This is a genomic window from Aquidulcibacter paucihalophilus, from assembly GCF_002105465.1.
Taxonomy (GTDB): Bacteria; Pseudomonadota; Alphaproteobacteria; order Caulobacterales; family Aquidulcibacteraceae; genus Aquidulcibacter; species Aquidulcibacter paucihalophilus.
On sequence record NZ_NCSQ01000167.1, the window covers coordinates 54132 to 77830 of the forward strand.

Genomic DNA, 23699 nt, shown 5'->3' on the forward strand with positions numbered 1-23699 from the left:
ACTCTGTTCCGTTTTTACGTCTATAGGGTGTTCGAAATTTTTCCGCAGCCACAGGACGGCTTACCTACACATGCCCCTCTCGCCTGTGAGCGGCATGACTGCTAAGTCAGCCCGGATAGGAAAGAAACATGAAAGTCAGATTTGCACCTTCGCCCACGGGCAAACTTCACGTCGGCAATGTCATCACGGCCTTGCGCAATTGGTTGTTCGTGCGCCAGCATGGCGGCACCTTCCTGTTGCGTATTGATGATACCGATACGGCCCGCTCCACCAAGGCCTATGAGGATGGCATCCGAACGGACCTGACGTGGTTGGGTCTGACCTGGGATGAAGAAGCCCGCCAATCAGCCCGGTTTGACGTCTATGATAAGGCGCGCGACCGCTTGATCGCTGCAGGCCTGCTCTATCCCTGTTATGAGACAGCCGAAGAATTGGACCGCAAGCGCAAGATCGCTTTGTCGCGTAAATTGCCACCTGTCTATGACCGTGCCGCACTGGCGCTGACAGATGCTGAGAAGGCTGCCTTTGAAGCAGAAGGGCGCAAGCCGCATTGGCGCTTTAAGTTGTCGGGCAAGCGGGTTGCGTGGAAAGACTTGATCCGGGGCGAACAAACCGTTGACACCGCTTCCATGTCTGACCCCGTGTTGATCCGTGAAGATGGCGCGTATCTTTATACCCTGCCATCGGTCGTTGATGATGTGGATTTAGGCGTCACCCATGTGATCCGTGGCGAAGACCATGTGACCAATACAGGCGCACAGGCTGAAATCTTTGAGGCTTTAACCGGCGGCACCCGCCCAGAGTTTGGCCATTTCCCGCTCTTGGTCGGCGCAGATGGCGAGACATTGTCTAAGCGCATTGGCTCTTTGTCAGTTGAAAGCCTGCGCGAGCAAGGGGTAGCTCCACTAGCGGTATTATCCTTGATGGCGCGGATCGGCACGTCTGATCCGGTTGAGGCGGTCGATAATCTGGATGCGTTGGTGGCGGGTTTTGACTTCGGCAAGATCGGCCGCGCGCCCGCCCGATTTGACCCCGAAGATGTGCGTCGCTTGGATGCCCAATTATTGCAGCATGCCGATTATGCCGCGATCAAGCCGCGCCTTGCCGCCCTTGACTGTGATTTGGGCGAGGCTTTCTGGCTTGCCGTGCGTGGTAATCTGGCCAAGTTTGATGATGTCAGCCTGTGGGCCCGCGTGGTCCAAGGCCCGATTGAGCCCCAAATTGACGAGCCGGACTTTATCGCCACGGCGCTGGGTCTTTTGCCAACTGGACCTTATGATGAGACGTCTTGGTCAAGCTTTACCGAAGCGGTCAAGGCGGCCACGGGTGCGAAGGGTAAGGGCCTGTTCATGCCCTTGCGCAAGGCGCTGACTGGCCAAGAGCATGGGCCTGAAATGAAGAGCTTGTTTATGCTGATCGGGCCAGATCGGGCGGCTGCTCGCTTGGCGGGCACCACAGCTTAAGGGCGCAGGTTGTCGCGGTCCGCCCGCCAGTTTTCGGCTTCACAACGCGCGTGAAAATGGGCCGTGCCATAGATTTTGAAGAAGTCTTCTGCGACCTGCCAGCAGGAATCAAACCAGCTATCTTCTGGGGTGGGCATAATCCCAGTATTGCTGCGCAAGGCCCAGGACATGCTTTGGATCGGCCCAAATATATCATGGATCATTGGCCAAGACGCGGGCGTCGCAAGGTAGTTTTCACCGATTAAGCGGTTAAAGCGCTTGGTCCAAAAGCCGAATATATAGCTGACCAAGGCGGCGGAAGATGGCATTGGGTTGCCCTCCTTTAGTCGCGCAATAATCCCAAATTGAATGGAACCCAGGCGTAAGCTATCTGGGTCTGTATAAGTGTTAAGTGGCCGCAAAATACAGGTCGTCAGCCGGGCTAACGGGTTTTTTTGGTCGTCATCCTGCCCCACCCAAGCGCAGAATAAGGACATCCCCAAGGCATAGACCTCTTCATGTAGCGCCACATCATTGGGGAATTGGCGATACAGGGTGGCGGTTGACACACCTGCCCGTTTGGCAATCGCCGACATGCTGAGATTTTCAAACCCACGCTCATAATTCTCGTAAATGGCGGCAGCCAATATGCGAATCCGCCGATTGGCGGTATTGAGACGATTGATTTGGGGGCTCGCCATCTTTTCCAATTCACGAAACGCAAAGTCCATGAAGTTTTTGGGTGGTGGGCCAAGGGCTAGACTGCGCTCAAATTCCTCAATCAGCGGCAAGCTATCGCGCCCGGGGGCGGGGTCAATCTCGGAAGCTTGACGGGGGCTTTGGACCGGCGGTGTGAGCGTGTTCGCCAGCCAGTCCCATTGATAGGTTTTACTGAAAATCTGATATTTATGCGTGCCATAGACCTTAAAGAACCCCTCCACGACCTTTATCGCCTCATGGTGCCAGCTTTGGCTGGGCACATAATGGCCGCGCCCGCCCTGAAACCAGTGCAAGGCGCGCGCTTCAATCGGACCGATCAAACGAAACAATTGATGGTGCATCGATCCGGGCTCAACAAAGCCCGCTTCGATCAAATTTGTGATCTCACGCCGCCAAAACTGATGCAGCGCCTCAAAACCAGTTTGCGCAGTCCGGCTTGCGATCTCGCCCGTGGCTGCATCCTTACGAACTTGAAACGTCTGGGCAATAGTGAATTGGCGAAGATACGGCTCCGACAGGATCAAGGCATAATGATGCACAAGTTCGATCAGGTTCCGAATGGGATTTGGGTGCGTTTCCTGGTCCAGCAAGGCCGCAAGGATGAGTTCATGACCCAGCGCAAGGGCCTGCAGATTCATGTCGTTTCGATTGGGGAAGAGCCGATAGAGGGTAGCGGTTGAAACACCTGCGTGTACGGTGATGGCTGTTATATTGGCATTTAGAAAACCGGCTTCAGCCCATTCTTTCAAAACCGCGGCCAAAATCAGTCGTTTACGCGTTGCATCATCCGATCTACGAGCCTGTGTCTTCAGACACAATTCGACCTGATGTTGGAACAAGGCTTTGTTTCTTTGATTAGAAGTCGGGAGGGGCATGTTGCGTCGATCATAAGGAGATTGAGTTGCCTTTCACGCGCACCAAGGGGGCAAACCAATAACGGGGAAAAAAGAATATTACTTATTGGTAGTATTAACCATTTTCTTTTTGCAACGCAAATAAATCTGCGTCCCAATTCTTTTTTCGACGCATTTGATGAAAGTATGGAGTGCCATGTAGGGTCAAGAACTCACTCGTTGCCCGCCAGCAAACCTCAAACCAAGAATTTTCCGGGACAAAGGGCATATCCGCCAAGGTATTCGGATTGAGGATCCTTGACTCCAACGGCCCACATAAAGCTTCAAGGAGTTCATAGCGCGGCTCTGAACGCAGATACCCTTCGGATTGAAGCAGCCGCAACTGGGCAGTCCAAAACTCATTAAGGCGTTCAAAATAGAGCGTTGTCGCCGCGAGAAGTTCTGGGTCGCGTGCGCTTCGTTTCATCAAAACGACAGAGCGCTGATCTTGACGGACTGGAAGTGTCCAAAGCTCAACCCAACGCGTTAAGTAGGTGCAAATCCGAAACACGGGGTTAGGGTGCCAAGCATCCCGGGTTAAGAACATCAAATAGAGTTCCACGCTTAGCCGTTGTCCGGCTGTCAGAAGTTGGTCGTCGCTGCTGAAATAGCGGTAGATGGTGGCGGACGAGACGCCAGCACGCTTGGCAATTTCGCGCACATTCATTCGCCGGGCGGGGCTGAAATGACTTTCATAGAGGACAGCTGCAATGATCCGCTGACGTCTATTGCTAGCGTCCAGCCGATTGGCATTGGGGATCAACATTTGTTCGAGTTGTTTCAGAACAAATTGAGTGATCGTTGAGCTGTGGTCCTCGCCGCTCATTCAGTTTTCCAGTCCCAATTATAGGTCAGGCTCATCGTGTGGAACTTGCTGGTGCCATAAAGCTTGAAGAAGTCTTCCACCATCGATTGTGCATCACTTCGCCAACTTATTTCCGGTACATATTCCGGATAACCCCAGAAAAAGCGGCCCAATACACGCGTCTCCATCGAACCTTTGAGGCGGCACTCCTGCCAATCGATATCTTCAAGGCGAATAAGGCCTTGGGTGACGAGTTCTTGTAGGTTGTTTTGCCAGAATTGTTTCACACCGGCTTGGCCTTCGCGGGCAATATCACGGACACGGTCTTGGATCTCAGGTTCCAGCAGCATCAAGGATTGGGTCAACAAAAGCTCACGGACATAGTCTTGGCGCAGCGTTTCGGCATGATTGAACACGATCTCGGTCAAGCGATGAATCGGGTTGGGGTGGCTTTGTGCCTTTGTCAAAAGACCGACCATAATGTCATTGCCAAGCTTTAAGGCATCGCAATAGATCGCATTTTTGTCTGGAAACAAACGATAGAGGGTTGCAGTGGACATACCGGCCCGGTTAGCAATCCGGTGGATTTGGGCATTCACATAGCCCACTTCGTACCATTCCTGCAGCACACTGGCCAGAACGCGGTTAGTCCGCGTTGCAATGTCGTGACGACGGGCAGGGGCCGTCAAGAGACGCTTCACGATCAGTTCGAAGGATTGCCCACCTTGCGTTGGCTCTTGCTGTGCTTCCATATCTGTACCCCGATACTTTACACCTGCGATCACGTGAGACAGCAACATCATTTCTATCCGTATGCGGCTCAAGTGGCCTTAGGGGCCATATCCGATAGCCGCGGGCCTCCAGAATGATCCTCATTGCTTTGCGCACATACGGCAGCCAGTTTTGGCCGTCTCAGGGTTTTCGCCTGAAGAGGGTATCCGTTTCAACACATGTTTGGTGATGTGTCGTTAATGGATTTACCCTTGAATGTACTACAAAGTAATGTGATTACTTGGTTGCAGAACTAAGCTTAAAACGAATTAAATTCGAAATAAATATTCAATTACAGTTAACGATAGAAAAAGCAATAAAATCAATTAGTTAAATGTTAAAAAATCACTAATTTCACCTAGAAAATGTAAAGTATAAAATTTTAATTTTATTTGCTGTAAACTTTAATCGCAATATATAAAAAATATACTCAAATTTACTTTGGTGTATTTTGGTTTTTTGCCGATGCACGTGTCAGTTGGAAAGCAGGCAAGACCAAGCCATCTCGCAGCGCTTTGGCTGCGCGGTTCACGGTCTTTGTTTTGTTCAAAAGTGGGGGGCTTTAGCCCTTGGCGACAGCTGCTTCTAGGCCAGCCAAAGCTTCTTCTGGCGTGTCGACACAGAAGAAGGAATTGCGGAAGGCTTCTGGCGTGAATTTGGTCACGATCGTTGCCTCAATCAAATCGACAAAGGGCTGCCAGAAAGCGCGGTCAACCAGCACGACCGGTTTGTGATGGAGTTCAAGGCGCTGCCAGGACAGGGTCTCCACCACTTCTTCCAGCGTGCCAATGCCACCGGGCAACACAATGAATGCATCCGATTCAGCAAAAAGGCCCCATTTGCGCTCATGCATCGTATCGACCATGCGGGTTTCAAATGCCGCATTGGGCTTTTCCCATTTGGTCAGAAAGTGTGGCATGATACCCAAGACTTCGCCGCCGGCCTCATGGGCTGCACGTGACGAGGCCCCCATTAGGCCGACATTGCCGCCGCCATAGACCAAGCGAATGCCCCGCTTGGCAATCGCTTGACCCATTTGGGTTGCGAGCTCGAGGTAAGCAGGGTCTACTTGGTTGGAAGAACCACAATAGACACAGACAGATTTCAATTTGCTCATGCCCTGCTCCTTAAGCCGATCTCTGAGTGTGCCCGACTCAATTAGCCAAGCACACGATTTTGCGAGCGCTATATGCATGTTTCCTGACATTTGTGCATCAAGCCTTGCCAGCAATTGCATTTGGGCTGTTCAATCCCAGCCAACATTGCCTATGTGGTCTTTATGAGAAAAGGCGAACGCAACCAGTCCGACGCGGCCAATGAGATTTCACCGATTGGTCGGGCCTTGTCGCGCTTGGTTCGATTGATCGGTGGCCTAGATACCACCGAGTTGCGCGTTCGTGTTGGGCTGGCTCTTGGCCTCACCTTGATTTCCAAGGTTTTCATCGTCGGTGCACCCTTGGTGTTGGCAGATGCGGTCAATGGCCTCACCAGTGGCAGTAACCCTTCGTGGGACATCGTCTTTTTGATGGCGATTGGCGCTTGGGCTTTGATGCGCTTTTTGGGCTCTGGCGCGCCGCAATTGCGCGACACCATTTTTCAGCCCGTTAGTGAAGAAGCCCAAAGACGGGCAGGGGTTGCCGTCTTCGGCCATGTCCATGCCCTCGGCATCCGCTTCCATCAGTCCAAGCGGACCGGTGCGGTGTGGCGTACGATTGAACGCGGGGTTCGCGCGATTGATTTCCTAACCCGCTTTGTAGCCTTCAATATTGGCCCAACCCTGATCGAGCTTGTGATGGCAGCCATGGTCTTGGGGCTGCGCTATGGCTGGTTTTTTTCCCTGATCGCGGCTTCCACCGTGGTGATTTACACAATGGTTACCCTCGCCATCACCGAATGGCGTCTGCAGTATCGACGCGACATGAATGACGCCGATAGCGAGGCGACGGGGCGGGCGGTGGATTCCTTGATGAATTTTGAGACCGTTAAAGCCTTCGCCGCCGAAGCGCGCGAGACAGAGCGCTATAATCAGGCGGTGCGCGCCTATGCCCGCGCGTCGGTCCAATCCAATGCGACGTTACAAGGCCTCAACGCCGCTCAAGGCTTTATTCAAAACTTGGGCTTGGCAGCCATGGTGGCAGCGGCTGGTTATGCCATTTCGCGCGGTACGATGGGGGCAGGCGATATTGCTGCGGTTACTTTGGTGATGCTGAACCTCTATGGGCCGCTGAATATCTTGGGTTTTGCTTGGCGCGAGATCAAGCAGAGCTCGATCGATATGGAGGCGATGTATGCGCTTCTCGATGAAGTGCCCGATATTGCCGATAAGCCAGGCGCGCCACCCCTGAATGTCCGCCATGGCGACGTGCAGTTCGACCGCGTCGCCTTTGTCCATGATGGGCGCCATGCAGGCCTGTCCGATGTCTCCTTTACCATTCCTAGCGGCAAGACGGTGGCCATTGTGGGCCCTTCTGGTTCAGGCAAGTCCACCATTGTGCGCTTATTGTTCCGCTTTTATGACCCCCAAGCTGGAGCTGTTCGGATCGATGGGCAGGACTTGCGCGATGTCACGCAAGAAAGCGTTCGGGCGGCCATTGGGCTCGTGCCGCAGGATGTGGTGCTGTTTAACGACACCTTGGCCTATAACATCGCTTATGGCCGACCAGAGGCCACGCAAGAAGAAATCGAACAAGCCGCCAAAATGGCGCGCCTGGAAGGCCTGATCGCGGCCGCGCCCATGGGCCTTGCCACCAAAGTCGGCGAGCGGGGCTTGAAACTATCAGGTGGGGAGCGCCAGCGCGTCGGCATCGCGCGCGCCCTCTTGAAGAATCCGCCGATCCTTGTCCTTGACGAAGCCACTTCCAGCCTTGATTCGGTCACGGAGGCCGAAGTGCGAGAGGCCTTGGAGGACGCAGCCAAGGGCCGCACGACCCTTGTGGTCGCCCACCGTCTGTCAACGGTCGCAGATGCGGACGAAATTATCGTGCTGGCGGATGGGCACGTGGCAGAGCGTGGCACCCATGAGGCGCTGTTAGCCAAAGGCGCTGTCTATGCCGAATTGTGGGAGATGCAGGCGCGCATGAATGCAGAGCCTGCCTAAGCGCCACCCGTAAAGAGCTAAGAGGTTGGATTTTTGGGGTGGAGGAAAGTGGCTCCCCGAGTAGGGCTCGAACCTACGACAAAGCGATTAACAGTCGCTTGCTCTACCAACTGAGCTATCGGGGAACACTTGAAGGCGCGCCTTATACCGCCACCTTGAGATCGTGCAAGCCTTTGATGCGGTTTGATTGCAGCAAGCTGCAGATCAAGGCCCCAAAGTCCGCCCAAAACCCTGTGCCAAAAAAAGCGGGGAGCCGTTGCGGGCCCCCCGTTAAGATCGGGTATGGTGGGGTGTCTTCCAGAGAAGACAACACCAGTTAATATGATTCTAACCTTAATGTTTGGTTAATATCAAGATTACTCAGGGGTAGATCTTTGCTTGTTATTACCGGACTTCCGTGACGAAATCGGCAGTAGGACGGCGCACTTTTGTCAGATTTACCAGCCAATCGCCCTCTTCTTGGCGATAGCCCAAGGGGATGATGACAACACTCCGCAAGCCGCGCTCACCCAAGCCCAAAATCTTATCAACTGTGGCGGGATCAAAGCCTTCCATCGGGGTTGCATCCACTTCGGCTTCGGCAGCAGCAACCATAGCCACACCAACGCCAATATAGGCTTGACGGGCGGCATGCTGATAATTGGTTTCCGCATCGCGCTGGGGATAGGTTGCCAACAGCATGTTGCGATAATTTTCCCAGCCTTCGTTCTTGAAACCACGAATTTCGTTGGTCAGGTCAAACATGTGGTTGATACGGTCAGCAGTGTAATTGTCCCAGGCGGCAAAAACCAACAGATGCGAGCCGTCGGTGATCTGGGCTTGATTCCAAGCTGCGGCTTGGATTTGCGCGCGGACTTCTGGATTGGTGACGAGGATCACTTCATAGGGCTGCAACCCACTCGATGTTGGGGTGAGACGAATGGCCTCGAGGATGGCTGCAACCTTGTCTTCGGGGACTTTCTTGCTGGGGTCCATCTTCTTGGTTGCATAGCGCCATTTGAGCTGATCGATAAGCATGACAATTTCCTTTTGGTGATCAGCACGATGCCGACTTTGTGATATCTGGGGTGGTCAGGCGTGTGATGGAATAGGGGGCACTGTAAGGCAGGCGCGGGGTGGCCGATGTTAGGTCTTGGGTTTGGTTGTTTCCGTTCTGGAACGCCTTCGCCCCCCAGCTATACCGCGGCAAAAGACGTGTCAGCGTTTGGACGCACGTTTGGCGCGGTTTAACTGGTGCACGGCATCGACATGAAAGTGCTGAGCCATGGTGCATGCCATGGATGGAGTGCATCCTTCGGTGCCCATCGCGTCGCTAGCTCAGGTGGGAGTGTACATCTGACACTCGGATACGCTTCCAGGCTTCATCGCTCACAAAGTGGATTGTTGATGCAATGCCGGAAAGTAGGTTGGCCCGCTCAATTTCTGGGTACATGCACGTGTGCAGCAATTTAGCTTGGCCATACTCAAGCCTCAAAAGGGCCAGCCTGCCAGCATCGCCTGCATAGCCGCCTGCCAATAGGATGAGTTTGCCGTCAACTGCGAGTGCCCTAGAACCAGTCACATTATTGGCCCAAACCGCTTCCACGCCGCCTGTGACACGCACGATGGGAAAGTCCCTATAGAAACAAGTCCAAACGTCACTGCCATTCATAGTGAGGGCGTAACAGTCGTCGACAAAAGACTGTCTCTTTCCGCCTTGATGGTTATATGACCATAGCGGGCGACCATGGTCATCGAACTGGACAATACCACCAGAGGCCACAGAACCGCCGAAGATACCCTCATCGAAGTATCCAACCCAAATCGTCCCATCTTGTGCACAGCGGACGTATTCTATTCCATCACCCAACGCGAATGACCTGATGGGTTGACCGTCGGCACCCAATATCTGCGCTTGGCTTTCACCAGCGCCAGCCCGAGATGAAGTGATAAGCCATCGACCATCCGGAAAACGATCAATGAGTGGGTTCTGAACCAAAGGAACACGCATGGTCTCAAAGGTGCCACTTTCGGTGAGAATTACCATTAGGGCCTTGGCTTGCCAAAAGTCTGGTGTTTCTTCAGAGGCGCTTAGATCGTGATGCGGCCACCGCCTGAGCCATGGTGTTCTCAAGTCATCCTCAGTCCATAAAATGGCCAACGTGCCGTCCGACAGAAGCGCGTAGTGATAAACAGACCAGCCTTCAGGGGCACTCGGAAGCAGCGTAGAGGCGGGGCTGATCATGGGCCAAGGTTTTACATGCTCTCGCGATCACCACAAGCCATGCCCATCGTGGGGGCGGGGAGCGTTCTTGTCTAGAAACGGTTTGGCTACCCTTCCGGCTCTCAAGCTGCCGCCCCATTTGCTCTCGCAACAGCAGATTTGTCCCTGTTTGTGAAGCAGGATTTTCGCCAAAATGGGTCCAGAAAAGACCATTGGAATTGCTTGACGAGGGTGCATTCCTGTCGGAGCGCGCCGTCGCGCGCACGAAGACGAGATCTTTTACTTAAAAGCTGTCAGGCCGTCGCGTGCGCAGCTTGGCTTCAAGCTCATTGTCAGTGCCAAGCCCCGTTTCAAGAGCACCAAGACCTGCCCTCAACTTTTCCATTATACTTGGATTTGCCGATAAGTCTCGCCCTAAACTTGGATTGTCTTCAGGAACAGCAAGGTCGTCTCAAGGCTATCTGTGCGGGCACTGGCCAAGTTCATTTGGGTGATCATGGTATCCAGTTCGGGCCTGCTTTGGTTTTCAGCCCCAGTCGCTGCGCGAAGGCTGGATCGCCACATAAGCCCTGATGGGCTTACCTTTTCTGCTTTCTTAGACGATGCCACGGTGAGGTTGGCCGCAAGCGGATAGGCAGGCTAGGCTTGTGATCATCCAATTTCTCATCGACAACATCTCGCTCAACTAAAAGTCTACAGTCTCACCTCGCGCCTTCTTGTCAATGCGTCGACGATCGGGTTGGTTCTTGGATAGTTCGACGCCGATCTGTTGTCGCATTCCGCCAGAGGTCCCCATGTTCACCCATATTGTTGTTGGTACCAATGATCTTGATAACGCTGCGCGCTTTTATGATGCGGTGCTGGGTCCACTGGGGCTTCAGCGCCAGGAAAATGCGCCCATCGACCGCCTCGTCTATGTGGGAGCGGAAGCGGGGGCGTTTTTGGTGATGCGGCCGCTGGATGGGCATAGGGCGGCGGCAGGCAATGGCGGCACAATTGGCTTTCGCGCGGCAACACCTTCGGCGGTTGATGCTTTTCATGCCGCAGGGCTTTTGGCAGGGGGCCAGGATGAGGGCGCACCCGGGCCGCGCCCCAGTGGGGATCGCATCACCTATGGGGCCTATTTGCGATCACCCGAGGGGCATAAGATTTGCGCTTTTGCGCGCCTTTAGCTGCCTTAAGCGCAGCCTTAGTGATAAGACACTACCTCAAACTCAATGCCGTTCTCATCAAAGAAATAGAAACGGCGGCCGGGGTCATATGTGCCGTGGTTAAAGGGCGTTAGACCCCGGGCGACCACTTTGGCTTCAACGGCGTCTAAATTGTCAACCACAATCGCGAGGTGATTCAGCGGCGCGCCTTTGGGGAAGTCCCGGCTTTGACCATCTCTGGGACGATAGACCGCAATATATTGGTCGGCTGTGCCGACATGGACTGTGTAGCCGCCATCGCGGGCAGGGCCAGACCAGCGAATGTGCCAGTCAAAGACATCCACCAAGACAGCGGCTGCCTGATCGGCATCGGCGACGGTGATATTGACATGTTCAAGGTAAGATTGGGTCATCTGAAAAGCTCCTGGCGAAACGAAAGGCGCGCGTGTTTGTCCGTCGGGATCAAGACACGCTCCATGGTGGGGTCACTTGACAGATCACCTTATGCAACCTCAACCTAGATTGAGGTCAAGCTTTGGAGTGAAGGAAATAGCAGTGCAGGCAAAAGATGTGTTGAGTATTGGCGAGATCGCCGCGCGTGTCGGGCTTTCAGTCTCTTCGATCCGCTTTTATGAAGCGCGCGGCCTGATCCAAGCCCACCGGAGCGCGGGCCAGCAAAGACGCTATCACCGCGCTGATATTCGCCGCTTGTCCTTCATCAGAATTGCCCAGCAGCTGGGTTTGACCTTAGAGGAAATTAAGGCGGAATTGGATCGCCTGCCTTTGGGGCGCCCACCCAATGCGCGCGATTGGCGCGGCATCAGTACGGCGATTGCGGCGACTTTGGATCAGAAAATCCAAGCTTTGATGAAAACGCGCGACCGATTGGACGGTTGCATTGGCTGTGGCTGCCTGTCGCTTGAGACCTGCGCCCTCTTCAATCCCCGCGACCAAGCCGCCAAGGGTGGGGCGGGGCCGCGCTATTTATTGGGCGATGATATTCCACCGGCCACGAAAGCTTCAGCCCATGACTAGCCCGCAAGGAAATGAAATTTGGAGGCCTCGCCCGGAATCGAACCGGGGTACACGGATTTGCAATCCGCTGCGTCACCACTCCGCCACGAGGCCTTCTTGACGCAGAAGCAGGCGGGTGGATGGGCGATGTAACAGAGCAGGCCTTAAGCAGCAATGAATGTCTGCAGGTTCAAGCTGTAACAGACCCAAATGATTGCCAACTTTGGACAGTTATCCATTCTTGCCCGCAAGACCCAATTCCCTGTAATGAGTCCGCGCGCAGGATTGGCGCGGGAAGCACAGGTACGGGGACCGACATGGATTTTGCGGCAGCGCGCGACACGATGATCGAAAGCCAAGTTCGTACCAATGATGTGAGCGATTTAGCCCTACAAGGTGCGATGCGGGTGGTGGAGCGCGAGACCTTTGTGGTCGCTGAAAAGCGCGCTTTTGCCTATGCAGAGGTCACCTCGCCGACGCCATCGGGCCGCTGGCTGTGGAAGCCGCGCGATTTTTCGAAATTGGCCCAAGCTGCCAATGCTTTGGCCGGAGAGCGGGTTTTGGTTATCGCCGGCGCGGGCGGCTATAGCGCGGCGGTGTTTGCCGCTTTGGGCTGTACCGTCACCGTGCTGGATGAAGTGGCTGTCACTATTCCCGGCGTGACCAGCGTTGTGGGTGGCTTAGACGCCCCGCCAGCAGGCCCGTTCGATATTGTTTTTGTTGATGGTGGGGTTGAGACCTTTCCAGACAGCTGGACCCACGTTTTGGCCGAGCAGGGGCGTTTGTGCGTTGTTTTGCTCAAAGGGCCCATGGGGACCGCCAATATCTTTACCAAGAGCGGTAGTAGTGTGGCTGGACGCGTTGTATTTGACGCAACTGTCCCGCAATTACCCGGCTTTCGTGTTGCCCCAGCTTTTGCTTTTTAACGAATTGTTGTCAGATTCGGGGCATCGCTAGACTTTGATTGGCAATCCAAGTTAGCTTACTGAACTTCATGTGCGATTCGCACACCATGGGGATATTATGAGCGCCGCAGACGCACAAGCCGAACCGACTATGGAAGAAATCCTGGCCTCGATCCGCCGGATTATTTCTGAAGATGACACTGGGGCTCCAGCTGATGCCGCACCAGCGGCTGCGGCCGAACCGGATTTCGGCGACGAAGTTCTGGAATTGAATGAGCCGGTCATGGAGATGCCGGAAACAGTCTCGCCAGACTTTGATTTTGATGCTTTGCCAGTCGAGGACGAGCCCGAAGTTGCGCTTGAGGAAATCATCGTCGAAGACCGCTGGGAAGAGCCTGCACCAACTCCCGCGCCCGCACCTGCTCCTGTCATGGCAGCGGCCCCTGCACCAGCCCCAGTCTATACCCCGCCGCCACAGCCTGCAGCTCCCGCCTTCCCGTTTGACCAAGGCTTAGTGAGCGACCCGATCGCAGACAAGGCCTCAACCGTCTTCCAGAAGCTCGCTCCAAACACCACGCTGCCAGGTGTCTTTATTTCGGGCAATACGGTAGAGGCCATGGTGGGCGAATTAATCAAGCCAATGTTGAAAGACTGGCTTGACGCGAATTTGCCCCGTATTGTGGAAGAGAAAGTCGAAGCTGAAGTGGCACGGATCGCCCGTCGCTCCTTCTAAGACAGTGCTTTGCGGCCTAAGGGCTGCTTGCAACAGCAGAAAGTCTTCAAAAGAACGGCGTTGGCATGATATGCCAGCGTCGCTTTTGTTTGGTGCCAATGGGGCGTACCCCAGCACCCACATCCTATTCACTCGGGACACACATGTTAGAAAGTCATTTCTCCGCTCAAGCTGCAGAGCCTCGTCTATATGCGGCATGGGAAAAATCTGGCGCATTTAAGCCGAAGGCCGATCCAGACTCGGAAACTTTCTCCATCGTCATTCCGCCACCCAATGTGACGGGCTCGCTTCATATTGGCCATGCACTCAATTGTACGCTGCAGGACATCTTGTGCCGGTTTGAGCGGATGCGTGGTAAGTCCGTTTTGTGGCAACCGGGCCTCGATCATGCCGGTATCGCCACTCAAATGGTGGTCGAGCGCCAGATGGCGCAATCGGGTACCAATGAGACGCGCCGCACCATGGGGCGCGAAAAATTCTTGGAACGCGTGTGGTCCTGGAAGGCTGAAAGCGGTGGGACAATTACCACCCAGCTCAAACGGCTTGGCGCATCCTGTGATTGGAGCCGTGAGCGCTTCACCATGGATGAGGGCCTGTCGGCCGCGGTGCGTAAAGTCTTTGTTCAGCTGCACAAAGAAGGCCTGATTTATCGCGACAAACGCTTGGTGAATTGGGACCCCCATTTTGAAACCGCGGTTTCTGACCTTGAAGTCATCAATGAAGAGCGGGCCGGCCATTTTTGGCATTTCAAATATCCGCTGGAAAACGGCGAAACCTATGAATTCCCCATCGCCTTTGACGAAAATGGCGAACCCACGGAATTTGAAACACGCGACTATATCTCCATCGCCACGACGCGGCCTGAGACCATGCTGGGCGATGGGGCTGTGGCGGTTCATCCCAGCGATAAGCGCTATGCTTCCATCGTGGGCAAGCGGTGTCTTTTGCCGCTGGCTGATCGTTTGATCCCGATTATAGCGGATGAATATCCCGATCCAGACTTTGGCTCGGGTGCGGTGAAGATTACCGGCGCGCATGACTTCAATGATTATAAGGTCGCCCGTCGCCACAATATTGAGATGTTCGTCCTGCTCGATACCAAGGGCCGGATGCTGGACGCCGATTATATCCCTGAAGCCTATCGCGGGCTGGACCGGTTTGAGGCGCGTAAGCGCGTGGTTGCCGATATTGATGCGCGCGGCCTGATGCTCAAAGTTGAAGACAAGCTGATCACCCAGCCTTTGGGTGAGCGGTCTGATGTCGTCATCGAGCCCATGTTGACCGATCAGTGGTATGTCGATGCTGCCAAGCTTGCGGTTAATGCGCTTAAAGCGGTTGAAAGCGGCGAAACCAAGTTTGTCCCCGAAAGCTGGACGGCGACCTATTATCAATGGATGCGCAATATCGAGCCTTGGTGTGTGTCGCGCCAACTCTGGTGGGGCCACCGGATCCCGGCTTGGTATGATGAAGAAGGCACAATTTTCGTCGAAGAGACAGAAGCCGAAGCCCGTGCCGCTGCCAAAGCCAAGCATGGCCGCGAGGTGACCTTGGTCCAAGATGAAGACGTGTTGGATACGTGGTTCTCATCCGGCCTCTGGCCATTTTCGACCCTGGGCTGGCCTGAAGCCACGCCCGAGATGAGCCGCTTTTATCCCACCAGTACTTTGGTGACGATGTTTGACATCATCTTCTTCTGGGTTGCCCGGATGATGATGTTTGGCTGCCACTTTACCGGCAAAGCGCCCTTTTCCACCGTGGTCATCCATTCCCGTGTGGTGGATGAGCACGGCAAGAAAATGTCCAAGTCCAAGGGCAATATTATCGACCCAACGGTTTTGATTGATACTTATGGGGCGGACGCTCTGCGCTTTACCTTGGCGATTGCCGCAGGCCCCGGCCGCGACATTCGTATGAGTGACAAGCGGGTCGAAGGCTATCGCAATTTCGGCACCAAATTGTGGAATGCCGCACGCTTTGCCCAGATGAATGAGTGCACGTTGTGGGAGGCTTTTGACCCCAGCGCCGTGAAGCATAGGCTGAACCGTTGGATTGTCTCTGAACTCACCAAAACGGCCCACGGTGTGGAAGCAGCCCTTGCCACCCATCGCTTTGATGAAGCAGCGCAAAGCAATTATGCCTTTGTTTGGGGCGTCTTCTGCGACCTTTATCTTGAACTCGTCAAGCCGCTCCTCAATGGCGAAGATGAAGAAGCCAAGTCTGAGACCCGCCGCACAGTTGCTTGGGTGTTGGATCAGATTTTGAAAATCCTGCATCCCTTTATGCCGTTTGTGACTGAAGAATTGTGGGACAAAACAGCCGAATTTGGCCCCAAGCGCACCAGTCTTTTGATCAATGAAGCTTGGCCTAAACTTGATGCCAGCCTGATTGATGAGGCTGCAGCCGCCGAAGTGGGCTGGGTGGTGGATCTGGTCACGGGCCTGCGGTCTTTGCGCAGCGAAACCAATGTGCCGGCAGGGGCCAAGGTGCCCGCACTCTTGATCGGGGCATCCAAAGAAACAGCCCAACGCCTAGAGCGCTATCAGGCAGAAATCGACCGTTTGGCGCGCTTGGAATATTCGGTGGTGGCCGATGCTGCCCCTGCAGGCAGTGTGACCTTTGTCTTGGGTGAGGCGATAGTCGCCATTCCCTTGGCGGGCGTCATGGATATTGGTGCCGAAAAAGCCCGTCTCAACAAAGAGATTGCCCGCTGTGCCAAGGAAATCGAGACGGTGTCGCGCAAGCTCGATAATCCAGGCTTTGTCGCCAAGGCACCCGCCGAGGTCATCGAAGAACAGCGCGAGCGTCGCGCCACCTATGAAGCGGAAAAGCTGAAATATGAGGCTGCATTGGCCTGTCTGGGCTGAGCACATTGGTGAGGCGTCACGAACAAGCCCGTGCTAGCACGGGCTTGTATGCGTCTTTAATGTGTAATCGCCTGAGTTAAACGGCGTCTCCCCCCTAGCATCGCGCGCTAAACGCGCTATCAATTCATCGATAATGCAGAGCCTGAACAGGCGCGAACTCAGGGAACGTCCACATGGATTTCAATTTTACCGACGAACAAAACATGCTGCGGGACTCGATCGCAAAGCTCGTCCAGCAAAAGTATGATTTCGACACGCGTCGCAAGGCCATTCATTCCGATCTGGGCTGGCGGCCAGAGATCTGGGCTGAAATGGCGGAAATGGGTCTAATGATGGCCCCCTTGCCTGAAGCCATGGGCGGCCTCGGTGGCGGCGCGATCGACACGCTTGTCATCATGGAAGAATTTGGCAAAGGCTTGGTGGTTGAGCCCTTCATTCCGTCCGTTGTCGCCAGTGGGAATTTGTTGCGTGTAGCAGGCTCTGCTGCTCAGCAAGAAGAACATGGTGGTCGCATCACCACGGGGGAGGGTATTTACGCCCTCGCCACCCATGAGCCTAAGAGCCGCTATGATCTGGCCGATGTGTCGACAACCGCGAAGAAGGACGGCTCAGGCTATGTGTTGAACGGCCATAAGTCGGTCGTCATTGGCGGCCCGCAAGCCGATACGCTGATCGTGATTGCCCGTACATCTGGCGGCCAACGTGAACGGGCTGGTTTGACCGCTTTCTTGGTATCGAAGACCGCCGCTGGCGTCTCCACCAAGGATTATCCGACCGTGGATGGCCTGCGGGCCAGCGACGTCTATCTGGAAAATGTCTCGGTGGGGGCTGATGCCGTTATCGGCCCAGTTGATGGCATTTTGCCAGCACTGGAAGAGACCCAAGACAATGTGATCGCCGCTTTGTGCGCCGAGGCAGTTGGCGCGATGCGCGTTGCCCATGCGATGACGGTGGATTATGCCCGCCAGCGTAAGCAATTTGGCGTGGCCATTGGCTCGTTCCAAGTCCTGCAGCACCGCATGGTCGACATGTTCATGTGGACAGAGCAATCAACTTCCATGGCTTATCTCGCAGCCATCCGTTGCGGTGAAGATGATGCCTTGGAGCGGGCGAAGGCGTGTGCGGGGGCGAAGACCCAAATCGGTCGCGGTGGCCGCTTTGTTGGCCAAAACGCCATCCAAATCTTCGGTGGCATGGGCATGACGGACGAATTGGCCATCGGCCATTATTTCAAGCGCTTGACCATGATCGATACCCAAGCCGGTAGCGCCGATTGGCATTTAAAGCGCTATGCGGCCATGACGCTTGGGGACAAGGCCGCGGCCTAAGCCTCGGCTTCCTCAGACGTTTTTACTTAAAGGCCAGCCCATCCGGTTGGCCTTTTTGGTTTCGCCGTGCCGAAACCTGCTGAACCCATCGGCCAGAACAAGAGGTGCCATATGGACTATGATCAAGTTATTCTGGGTCGCCGCAGTATTCGAGGCTATAAGCCCGACCCCGTGCCCAAGGCCTTGATTGAGGAGATTCTGGCGCTGGCTATGCGGGCGCCATCGTCGATGAATACCCAGCCTTGGAACTTTTATGTGCTAACGGGCGAACCCTTGGACCGCATCCGCGCGGGCAATACAGAGCGAAATTTGGCCGGGGTGCCGCACTCGCGTGAGTTTCGCATTGGTGAGCCTTTTGCGGGTGTTCACCGAGAGCGTCAGATTGGTGTGGCAAAGCAATTGTTTGCCGCTATGGGCATTGCCCGGGATGATCAACCAGCGCGGCAGGACTGGGTTTTGCGCGGATTCCGCCAGTTTGATGCCCCGGTATGCGTCATCATCACCTATGACAAAGTGCTGGCTGGCAGCGATGATACCGCCTTTGACTGCGGGGCCGTCGCAACGGCCTTGGTCCATGCCGCTTGGTCCCGGGGTTTAGGCACCGTCATCAATAGCCAAGGCATTATGCAATCGCCTGTGGTGCGCGAACATGCGGGCATTGCTGAGGATCAAGTCATTATGAAGAGCATCGCCTTGGGCTGGCCCGACGAGAGCTTCCCCGCCAATGCGGTGGTGTCTGAGCGCAAGTCTGTGGCCGAAGCCACCACCTTTGTGGGCTTTAGCGACTAAACTCCGCCGCTGGCTTAGTTTTCCTTGGTGCAACGATCTGGGCTGGGTGGATTGCCACACTCGCTATAGAGATTTTTCCAGCCCACACATTGCCCGGTCCGCTTGGAGCGCCAACCGGGGCCACCACGACACCCACAGCCACTGCAGCGCGCCACCGGATCAATCGGGGTGGAGAAGGTTTGGGCGTAGGAGGTGGCAGCCTGCACCGGAACTGGCGAGGATGTGAGTTGAACTGGGGCGCAAACCATGATCAGGGCAGCAGCCAGTATTTTGTAAGTTGCGGGTTTCATGTTATTACCTAAAGTGTGTATGAAGAAATTTACAACTAAAATAGTTTTGAGTCTAGCCGCCTTGGGTGGCCTAGCTGCGCTTGGCATGGCCGCTGTGGCTACGGCTTCAACCGGCGTGGTGCAGGGCCGGGCCTCGGTCATTGATGGGGATACTCTGGAAGTTCAGGGTGAACGTATCCGCCTCTATGGTATTGACGCCCCCGAAGCGGGGCAGTCCTGTTTGGACGCAAAGGGTCGAAGCTATCGCTGTGGCCAGCGCGCGGCCTTTGCTCTGTCAGACAAAGTGGGCGCGCGGCCTGTCTTGTGCCAATCGACGGGGCGAGACCGCTATGGCCGTATGGTGGCGCGCTGCTCGCTGGCGGGCGAAGATTTGCAGGCCTGGATGGTACGCAATGGCCATGCATTGGCCTTTGTGCGTTATTCGAAGACTTATCGCGCCCAAGAGGCTGAAGCGAAGGCCAGTGGTGTTGGCATGTGGACGGGCAGTTTTGAAGCCCCATGGGATTGGCGACGCCGGCCAAAATCCTAAAATGGTGCGGGGCTTAGTCCTTCACGAGCTGCACAGAGCCTCAACCCCTTCAGCAATCATCGGACCACGCTCGTGCTGTTTGGCGACCGCGCTGGATGACGGCAATTCTTTTATCTTTTTATGTGAGCCTTCGGCGGCCAGCGCCAAGCCCGTGCGCGAATAAGACCGGAAATCATACTCCGCCGCCATCGCCCGAATAGCCCGGCAATTGGGCGAGTTATACTTGGCGTCTTCCGGATTGGGCACTTTGCTTCCCAAGCCCGAGGGCGAGATACAAGCACTGAGGAGGCATGTGCTGAAAAGCAAGGGCAAACAAATGATCGCTTTTTTCATGCGTGTATCCTTCGTCCTGTGACACGGCGGGCCTATGTCCGATACTTGCGATAGAGTGGCAGTCAAGCTTTTTCTCGGCCGCGACCGCGCGGGCATCCCATGCGGCACGTGAAGCTGGCGCGAAAGTCCCAAGACCAACCACCTTGATCTTGCAGCAAAAAATTCGCCAGGCGGCCATTTTCTGTCTTTACACCTGGCCTTGGGCCATTTAGCTGGATGGACAATTTTTCCACCTTGGATGGCCTGACGTGTCTGACGAAACAGAGAGTACGTCGATGATTGAAGCTCCCGAAACGGCGCACAACGCCCATTCCCATGGCACCGAGCATCGTTGGTTTGATATTGTGATGGCCGTAGCCATCCTGTTGGTGTCGGCAGGCTCGCTCTATGTGTCGCTGCATACGGGCCACACGATGGAAGCATTGGTGAAAGAGAATGAGCGTCTGGTGCGCGCCCAATCCACGCCCATCTTGCAGTTTGATAGTGGCAATGTGACCGATTCAGGCGAGCGAGCCTTGGAATTCACCATCACCAATGTCGGTACCGGGCCGGCGCGCGTAATGTGGACCAAACTTGAAAGTGGTGGCAAGACCTATGGCGAATTGTCCGAGTTTGTGAACGCCACGGGGACAGGCCAGATCACCTATACGACAACCCCCATCAATCAGAGTGTTTTGTCGCAAGGCGAGGTGCGCCGCATCCTCAAATGGTCCTATCCGGCCTCGAAAGATGGGCAAAAGCGCTGGGAGACGATAGATCGGATTCGTTTCGACGCCAAAGTGACAGCGTGCTATTGCTCGGTCTTCAATGAATGCTGGCTCTCCAATATGGCCGCAGACCTGCCGCAGCCTGTGAAGAATTGCGTTAAGGCCGAGCCGGTAGGTGCGCACTAATCCTTGAGTACAACGCGCGGTCGATAGGCCATTGATGATCCTCCCTGCTTGGTTTGCTCTGTCATGCAAGCGACTTGTTGCCGTTTGCGCGTTGTTCTCTGATTTTTTGCCGAAAACCTAGGGACGCTTTTGGCTGTCTCGGGTTCTGCCTCCCGCAAAACGCCATCGCGTCTCCATTCTCCCTCCATCGTCAAAGCGCACTGGGCTTATGCACGATCAAGGAGATGTGCATGCGTGGGTTTCGATTTCCGGTTGCCGCAGCTGGTGGAATTGTGCTGGCAATCCTCATCATCCTGCTGACACCTGCTGCCCAAATGGCCAAATCTGATGTCGGCTCAGCAGATATTTGGCCGATGGTTTTGGCCGGCAATGGAGAATACTTCCTCTATGGAGGCATTTTCTTTGCCGTCTTCACTTGGGGTTTAGCCAAATGGTTCCCCAATCGGAAATTGTCGCGCAAGCCATCCCACAGCGGCGAGCAGATTTGGCGCGAGGTTGCTTTTTTGCTGTCCTCTAACGTCTTGTCGATTGCGACGGGCCTGTGGTTGGTTTTGTCGAACGAGGCCCTACAAGCCAACATGTATAGCGAAATTCACGGCCCTGGCGGGCTGATTTATGTCGTTGCAACGACCTTTGCTCTCTTCCTGGCTCACGACACATGCTTTTATTGGTCGCATCGGGCCTTGCACCATCCCAAGCTCTTTGCGCTGTTTCACCGCGTCCATCATGATAGCGTTGAGCCGACACCCTTTACCACCTTTTCCTTTCACCCGGTGGAATCGGTCATCCAAGATCTCAATAGCTTACTTGCCCTTGTAATCCTCTTGGTGATCCCATGGCATCCTGCCAGCCTTGTGGCCTTCAGTCTTGGCGTGACCTTGTTCAATCTTCTCGGCCATATGGGTTTTGAGATTTACCCGCGTACGTGGCATAGATGGCCCATTCTTGGCTGGAAAACGACCTGTTATCACCATTACATGCACCATCAGCGCTCCGGTGGTAATTACGGGCTCTATTTTCGCTTCTGGGACCGCCTGTGTGGAACTGAGTTCAAGGATTACGAGGCCCGCCAAGAGGCCTTGTTTGCCCGCCGCTTTGCCCAGCCTGAGCAAACCGCAACGTCGGTGGAATAGGCCATGGCAAGCTGCTTGTTCACCGATCTCTTAAGGCTTGGGCTTTTGTTTGCGCTCAGTCACTTCCGGTGGCAGAGGGGGAATGGGCAACAAGCCCAGCGCGTCTCGGGCGCGCGAGCCACCAAAGCCCTCACATGCTGGGTCAGGCTTTGACAAAAGCGCTGGCTTTAGACTTTTGACCGCCTTGGAACCCTTCGACGGCTGGCTCAGAAGATCGGCGAAAGCGGTCCCGGCGGATTCGGTCAGCGCGTAGGCATCCCCGATGGGGGAAACAGAAGCCTCCGAGCTGATGACATCAGCCTTTTGCCGCCACAACATGGCCGCCGTCGCGCGACCTGAGGCATCATACAATTCAAACTGAACCGTCAGCGCCCCGAGGCCAACGGGCGGGCGGACACCGGTGAGTGGTGACACCATGGCTGTGGCATTGCCAATTGCGGCCCCAACACGGCCAGTTGGAATGACCTCAGATATTGCGGCCTTGAGACGGTATGCGGATGCGGCCTGTGCCGCGCCGTCAGCGGCCACAATGTCGAATTGATCTGACAAGGCTGTGCACACGTGGCGACCAAGGGCGAGCTTGAGAATAGCGGCTTGATCGGCCGTTATGCCCGCAGCGGTCGCATCCTGCGCAGACAGGCTGATGGGGTCGATGACAAGGGCAGCACCTCTTTCAATGGCGGGCTCTGGGGGCGGACTGGCCAGAATTTTCGCGCGGAAGCCAGAGGCCTTTGTCAGTTCAGGATGGTTTTGGCGAAAAGGGGTCTGTTCATCTGGTAAAGTCGTACAGGCAACCACGAGAGCTGACAGACTGACAAGAGCAGCATTTTGTTTCGTGCGTGTGGTCGGCGGCTTCTTTTCAGCCTTCCTTCCATCTGTGGTGATTTTGGGGCTGTGGCGTATCATGGCGGTCCGATCCTTTCGCAAACAGGACAAGACGCCCACGCTTGTGTGGAGCTACAATGGAGTTCGGGTTGCGGCATAATGACGACACCGGCGGTCAGCGGGAGGTTCATGGCGCAAACGGGCTGGTGGGGTTGGTTTCGAATGGATTGACGTCAAATCACGGTGTTTCAACCGATCGCCTCCGACAATGGGGGTCGGGGTCCGTTTCAAACTGAGCAAAACGCGCCTCTATGATCCTCGTGGCTAAAGCGTTTGACAATGTGCGGAGTGGGTTGGCCGTGCGGTGGTATGGGCAAGCGGGGATATTTGGATTCTTACCTCGAAAATCAAATCAACCTTAGGAATCTTCAGCGCCGCTTGACACCTTAAGGCAATTCAGGCTGATTTTTCGGGTTGACCTTTTGGGAGGATGAAATGTCGAGACTGCCAAAGAGATTTGTGGATAGAGTTGTTGCCAAATTGAAAGTTTTTCAAAATGTTGCAGTGTCTCAGCGCGAGCGTGATGTGTCTGAAGCGGATACGGTAACAGTCGTAAAGGACATGCTTGCGGAACTTTTCGGATACGACAAATACCAAGAGCTAACTAGCGAACAACAGATTAGGGGCACTTTCTGCGATCTTGCAGTAAGGCTCGAGGGCAAGATCCGATTTTTGATCGAAGTAAAAAGTGCCGGAACTGACCTAAACGCCACTCATTTGCGACAGGCGGTAAACTATGGCGCCCATCAAGGGATTGAATGGGTAATCCTTACGAATGCGGTCGAATGGCGCGTGTTTCGCTTGCGTTTCAGTCAGCCAATAGAGCACGAAGAAGTCACAAGCTTTAAACTGGGTGAGCTTTCTGCCCGAAAGGAAGATGATCTAGGTCATGTTGACAAACTCTTCAACCAGAGCCGTGCG

Annotated in this window: 23 protein-coding genes and 2 tRNA genes; 13 read left to right on the forward strand and 12 right to left on the reverse strand. The window is 54.9% G+C overall.

All coding sequences use genetic code 11. The features are described 5' to 3' along the window. Positions 1 to 128: 128 nt before the first annotated feature. Positions 129 to 1463 (forward strand): glutamate--tRNA ligase, encoded by a 1335-nt coding sequence (gene gltX / locus B7364_RS14200; protein WP_085340695.1) that lies wholly within the window; start codon positions 129 to 131, stop codon positions 1461 to 1463. Here the strand turns inward: gltX and B7364_RS14205 are convergent. The 4 genes from B7364_RS14205 to B7364_RS14220 all read right to left on the reverse strand — a co-directional run bounded on the left by B7364_RS14205 (position 1460) and on the right by B7364_RS14220 (position 5748). Then, entirely contained in the window at positions 1460 to 3001 is a 1542-nt protein-coding gene (locus tag B7364_RS14205) for a TetR/AcrR family transcriptional regulator (RefSeq protein ID WP_198534265.1), read from the reverse strand. The genes gltX and B7364_RS14205 overlap by 4 nt on opposite strands. Before the next feature lie 130 nt (positions 3002 to 3131). Next, complete coding sequence (locus B7364_RS14210; protein ID WP_085340697.1) at positions 3132 to 3881, reverse strand: TetR/AcrR family transcriptional regulator; 750 nt, start codon at positions 3879 to 3881, stop codon at positions 3132 to 3134. Beyond that, positions 3878 to 4660, reverse strand: coding sequence for a TetR/AcrR family transcriptional regulator (locus tag B7364_RS14215; protein ID WP_232780921.1), 783 nt, complete (start codon positions 4658 to 4660; stop codon positions 3878 to 3880). The genes B7364_RS14210 and B7364_RS14215 overlap by 4 nt, the downstream gene beginning before the upstream one ends. Positions 4661 to 5193: 533 nt before the next feature. After that, a complete protein-coding gene (locus B7364_RS14220; RefSeq protein ID WP_085340699.1) occupies positions 5194 to 5748 on the reverse strand; it encodes an LOG family protein in 555 nt (184 codons plus the stop codon). A 162-nt stretch (positions 5749 to 5910) separates the two neighbouring features. On the opposite strand from B7364_RS14220, the gene B7364_RS14225 reads away from it, so the two are divergent. Continuing rightward, positions 5911 to 7728, forward strand: a complete 1818-nt coding sequence (locus B7364_RS14225) for an ABCB family ABC transporter ATP-binding protein/permease (protein WP_085340723.1) — start codon at positions 5911 to 5913, stop codon at positions 7726 to 7728. A gap of 49 nt (positions 7729 to 7777) precedes the next feature. Here the strand turns inward: B7364_RS14225 and B7364_RS14230 are convergent. From B7364_RS14230 to B7364_RS18200, 3 genes are all read right to left on the reverse strand, one after another. Beyond that, positions 7778 to 7853: transfer RNA gene (locus B7364_RS14230), tRNA-Asn, on the reverse strand. A gap of 259 nt (positions 7854 to 8112) precedes the next feature. Next, complete coding sequence (locus tag B7364_RS14235; protein ID WP_085340700.1) at positions 8113 to 8745, reverse strand: nitroreductase family protein; 633 nt, start codon at positions 8743 to 8745, stop codon at positions 8113 to 8115. 295 nt (positions 8746 to 9040) lie between these two features. After that, positions 9041 to 9754 carry a hypothetical protein gene (locus tag B7364_RS18200; RefSeq protein WP_157893719.1) on the reverse strand — a complete coding sequence of 238 codons (714 nt, stop codon included), beginning with the start codon at positions 9752 to 9754 and terminating at the stop codon, positions 9041 to 9043. A 971-nt stretch (positions 9755 to 10725) separates the two neighbouring features. Here B7364_RS18200 and B7364_RS14245 point away from each other — a divergent pair. Further along, complete coding sequence (locus tag B7364_RS14245) at positions 10726 to 11103, forward strand: VOC family protein (protein WP_085340702.1); 378 nt, start codon at positions 10726 to 10728, stop codon at positions 11101 to 11103. Between the two features lie 17 nt (positions 11104 to 11120). On the opposite strand, the gene B7364_RS14250 is transcribed toward B7364_RS14245, so the two are convergent. Continuing rightward, entirely contained in the window at positions 11121 to 11495 is a 375-nt protein-coding gene (locus B7364_RS14250) for a VOC family protein (protein ID WP_085340703.1), read from the reverse strand. Positions 11496 to 11637: 142 nt separating this feature from the next. On the opposite strand from B7364_RS14250, the gene soxR reads away from it, so the two are divergent. After that, positions 11638 to 12117 carry a redox-sensitive transcriptional activator SoxR gene (gene soxR, locus B7364_RS14255; protein WP_106407653.1) on the forward strand — a complete coding sequence of 160 codons (480 nt, stop codon included), beginning with the start codon at positions 11638 to 11640 and terminating at the stop codon, positions 12115 to 12117. A 19-nt stretch (positions 12118 to 12136) separates the two neighbouring features. Here soxR and B7364_RS14260 read toward each other — a convergent pair. Then, a tRNA-Cys gene (locus B7364_RS14260) sits at positions 12137 to 12210 on the reverse strand. Between the two features lie 26 nt (positions 12211 to 12236). On the opposite strand from B7364_RS14260, the gene B7364_RS14265 reads away from it, so the two are divergent. The 5 genes from B7364_RS14265 to B7364_RS14285 all read left to right on the forward strand — a co-directional run bounded on the left by B7364_RS14265 (position 12237) and on the right by B7364_RS14285 (position 18715). After that, the gene (locus B7364_RS14265) at positions 12237 to 13022 is read left to right on the forward strand and encodes a protein-L-isoaspartate O-methyltransferase family protein (protein ID WP_085340705.1); all 786 of its coding nucleotides are present in this window, start codon (positions 12237 to 12239) and stop codon (positions 13020 to 13022) included. Between the two features lie 97 nt (positions 13023 to 13119). Beyond that, positions 13120 to 13734 carry a DUF2497 domain-containing protein gene (locus tag B7364_RS14270; RefSeq protein WP_085340706.1) on the forward strand — a complete coding sequence of 205 codons (615 nt, stop codon included), beginning with the start codon at positions 13120 to 13122 and terminating at the stop codon, positions 13732 to 13734. Between the two features lie 143 nt (positions 13735 to 13877). Then, positions 13878 to 16598 carry a valine--tRNA ligase gene (locus B7364_RS14275; RefSeq protein ID WP_085340707.1) on the forward strand — a complete coding sequence of 907 codons (2721 nt, stop codon included), beginning with the start codon at positions 13878 to 13880 and terminating at the stop codon, positions 16596 to 16598. A gap of 173 nt (positions 16599 to 16771) precedes the next feature. Further along, positions 16772 to 17926 carry an acyl-CoA dehydrogenase family protein gene (locus B7364_RS14280; protein ID WP_085340708.1) on the forward strand — a complete coding sequence of 385 codons (1155 nt, stop codon included), beginning with the start codon at positions 16772 to 16774 and terminating at the stop codon, positions 17924 to 17926. 111 nt (positions 17927 to 18037) lie between these two features. After that, complete coding sequence (locus tag B7364_RS14285) at positions 18038 to 18715, forward strand: nitroreductase (RefSeq protein WP_085340709.1); 678 nt, start codon at positions 18038 to 18040, stop codon at positions 18713 to 18715. Positions 18716 to 18729: 14 nt separating this feature from the next. On the opposite strand, the gene B7364_RS14290 is transcribed toward B7364_RS14285, so the two are convergent. Continuing rightward, a complete protein-coding gene (locus B7364_RS14290) occupies positions 18730 to 19005 on the reverse strand; it encodes a hypothetical protein (RefSeq protein WP_085340710.1) in 276 nt (91 codons plus the stop codon). Between the two features lie 19 nt (positions 19006 to 19024). Between B7364_RS14290 and B7364_RS14295 the strand changes: the two genes are divergently transcribed. Continuing rightward, a complete protein-coding gene (locus B7364_RS14295) occupies positions 19025 to 19534 on the forward strand; it encodes a thermonuclease family protein (RefSeq protein WP_157893720.1) in 510 nt (169 codons plus the stop codon). A gap of 21 nt (positions 19535 to 19555) precedes the next feature. On the opposite strand, the gene B7364_RS14300 is transcribed toward B7364_RS14295, so the two are convergent. After that, complete coding sequence (locus B7364_RS14300) at positions 19556 to 19867, reverse strand: hypothetical protein (RefSeq protein WP_085340712.1); 312 nt, start codon at positions 19865 to 19867, stop codon at positions 19556 to 19558. Between the two features lie 248 nt (positions 19868 to 20115). On the opposite strand from B7364_RS14300, the gene B7364_RS14305 reads away from it, so the two are divergent. Both B7364_RS14305 and B7364_RS14310 read left to right on the forward strand, forming a co-directional pair. Next, complete coding sequence (locus tag B7364_RS14305) at positions 20116 to 20760, forward strand: hypothetical protein (protein ID WP_157893721.1); 645 nt, start codon at positions 20116 to 20118, stop codon at positions 20758 to 20760. 230 nt (positions 20761 to 20990) lie between these two features. Continuing rightward, a complete protein-coding gene (locus B7364_RS14310; RefSeq protein ID WP_157893722.1) occupies positions 20991 to 21893 on the forward strand; it encodes a sterol desaturase family protein in 903 nt (300 codons plus the stop codon). A 30-nt stretch (positions 21894 to 21923) separates the two neighbouring features. Here B7364_RS14310 and B7364_RS14315 read toward each other — a convergent pair whose 3' ends face one another. Continuing rightward, the gene (locus B7364_RS14315; RefSeq protein ID WP_085340715.1) at positions 21924 to 22799 is read right to left on the reverse strand and encodes a DUF3313 family protein; all 876 of its coding nucleotides are present in this window, start codon (positions 22797 to 22799) and stop codon (positions 21924 to 21926) included. Positions 22800 to 23213: 414 nt separating this feature from the next. On the opposite strand from B7364_RS14315, the gene B7364_RS14320 reads away from it, so the two are divergent. Beyond that, a partial coding sequence (locus tag B7364_RS14320; RefSeq protein WP_198534267.1) for a type I restriction enzyme HsdR N-terminal domain-containing protein occupies positions 23214 to 23699 on the forward strand: 486 nt, incomplete at its 3' end.

Bases quoted from the DNA above. Each gene is read 5' to 3' on its own strand.
- gltX (WP_085340695.1), top strand. From the start codon at position 129: ATGAAAGTCAGATTTGCACCTTCGCCCACGGGCAAACTTCACGTCGGC.
- B7364_RS14210 (WP_085340697.1), bottom strand. From the start codon at position 3,881: ATGAGCGGCGAGGACCACAGCTCAACGATCACTCAATTTGTTCTGAAA.
- B7364_RS14215 (WP_232780921.1), bottom strand. From the start codon at position 4,660: ATGTTGCTGTCTCACGTGATCGCAGGTGTAAAGTATCGGGGTACAGAT.
- B7364_RS14220 (WP_085340699.1), bottom strand. From the start codon at position 5,748: ATGAGCAAATTGAAATCTGTCTGTGTCTATTGTGGTTCTTCCAACCAA.
- B7364_RS14225 (WP_085340723.1), top strand. From the start codon at position 5,911: ATGAGAAAAGGCGAACGCAACCAGTCCGACGCGGCCAATGAGATTTCA.
- B7364_RS14235 (WP_085340700.1), bottom strand. From the start codon at position 8,745: ATGCTTATCGATCAGCTCAAATGGCGCTATGCAACCAAGAAGATGGAC.
- B7364_RS18200 (WP_157893719.1), bottom strand. From the start codon at position 9,754: ATGGTAATTCTCACCGAAAGTGGCACCTTTGAGACCATGCGTGTTCCT.
- B7364_RS14245 (WP_085340702.1), top strand. From the start codon at position 10,726: ATGTTCACCCATATTGTTGTTGGTACCAATGATCTTGATAACGCTGCG.
- B7364_RS14250 (WP_085340703.1), bottom strand. From the start codon at position 11,495: ATGACCCAATCTTACCTTGAACATGTCAATATCACCGTCGCCGATGCC.
- B7364_RS14265 (WP_085340705.1), top strand. From the start codon at position 12,237: ATGGGCGATGTAACAGAGCAGGCCTTAAGCAGCAATGAATGTCTGCAG.
- B7364_RS14270 (WP_085340706.1), top strand. From the start codon at position 13,120: ATGAGCGCCGCAGACGCACAAGCCGAACCGACTATGGAAGAAATCCTG.
- B7364_RS14275 (WP_085340707.1), top strand. From the start codon at position 13,878: ATGTTAGAAAGTCATTTCTCCGCTCAAGCTGCAGAGCCTCGTCTATAT.
- B7364_RS14280 (WP_085340708.1), top strand. From the start codon at position 16,772: ATGGATTTCAATTTTACCGACGAACAAAACATGCTGCGGGACTCGATC.
- B7364_RS14285 (WP_085340709.1), top strand. From the start codon at position 18,038: ATGGACTATGATCAAGTTATTCTGGGTCGCCGCAGTATTCGAGGCTAT.
- B7364_RS14290 (WP_085340710.1), bottom strand. From the start codon at position 19,005: ATGAAACCCGCAACTTACAAAATACTGGCTGCTGCCCTGATCATGGTT.
- B7364_RS14295 (WP_157893720.1), top strand. From the start codon at position 19,025: ATGAAGAAATTTACAACTAAAATAGTTTTGAGTCTAGCCGCCTTGGGT.
- B7364_RS14300 (WP_085340712.1), bottom strand. From the start codon at position 19,867: ATGAAAAAAGCGATCATTTGTTTGCCCTTGCTTTTCAGCACATGCCTC.
- B7364_RS14310 (WP_157893722.1), top strand. From the start codon at position 20,991: ATGCGTGGGTTTCGATTTCCGGTTGCCGCAGCTGGTGGAATTGTGCTG.
- B7364_RS14315 (WP_085340715.1), bottom strand. From the start codon at position 22,799: ATGATACGCCACAGCCCCAAAATCACCACAGATGGAAGGAAGGCTGAA.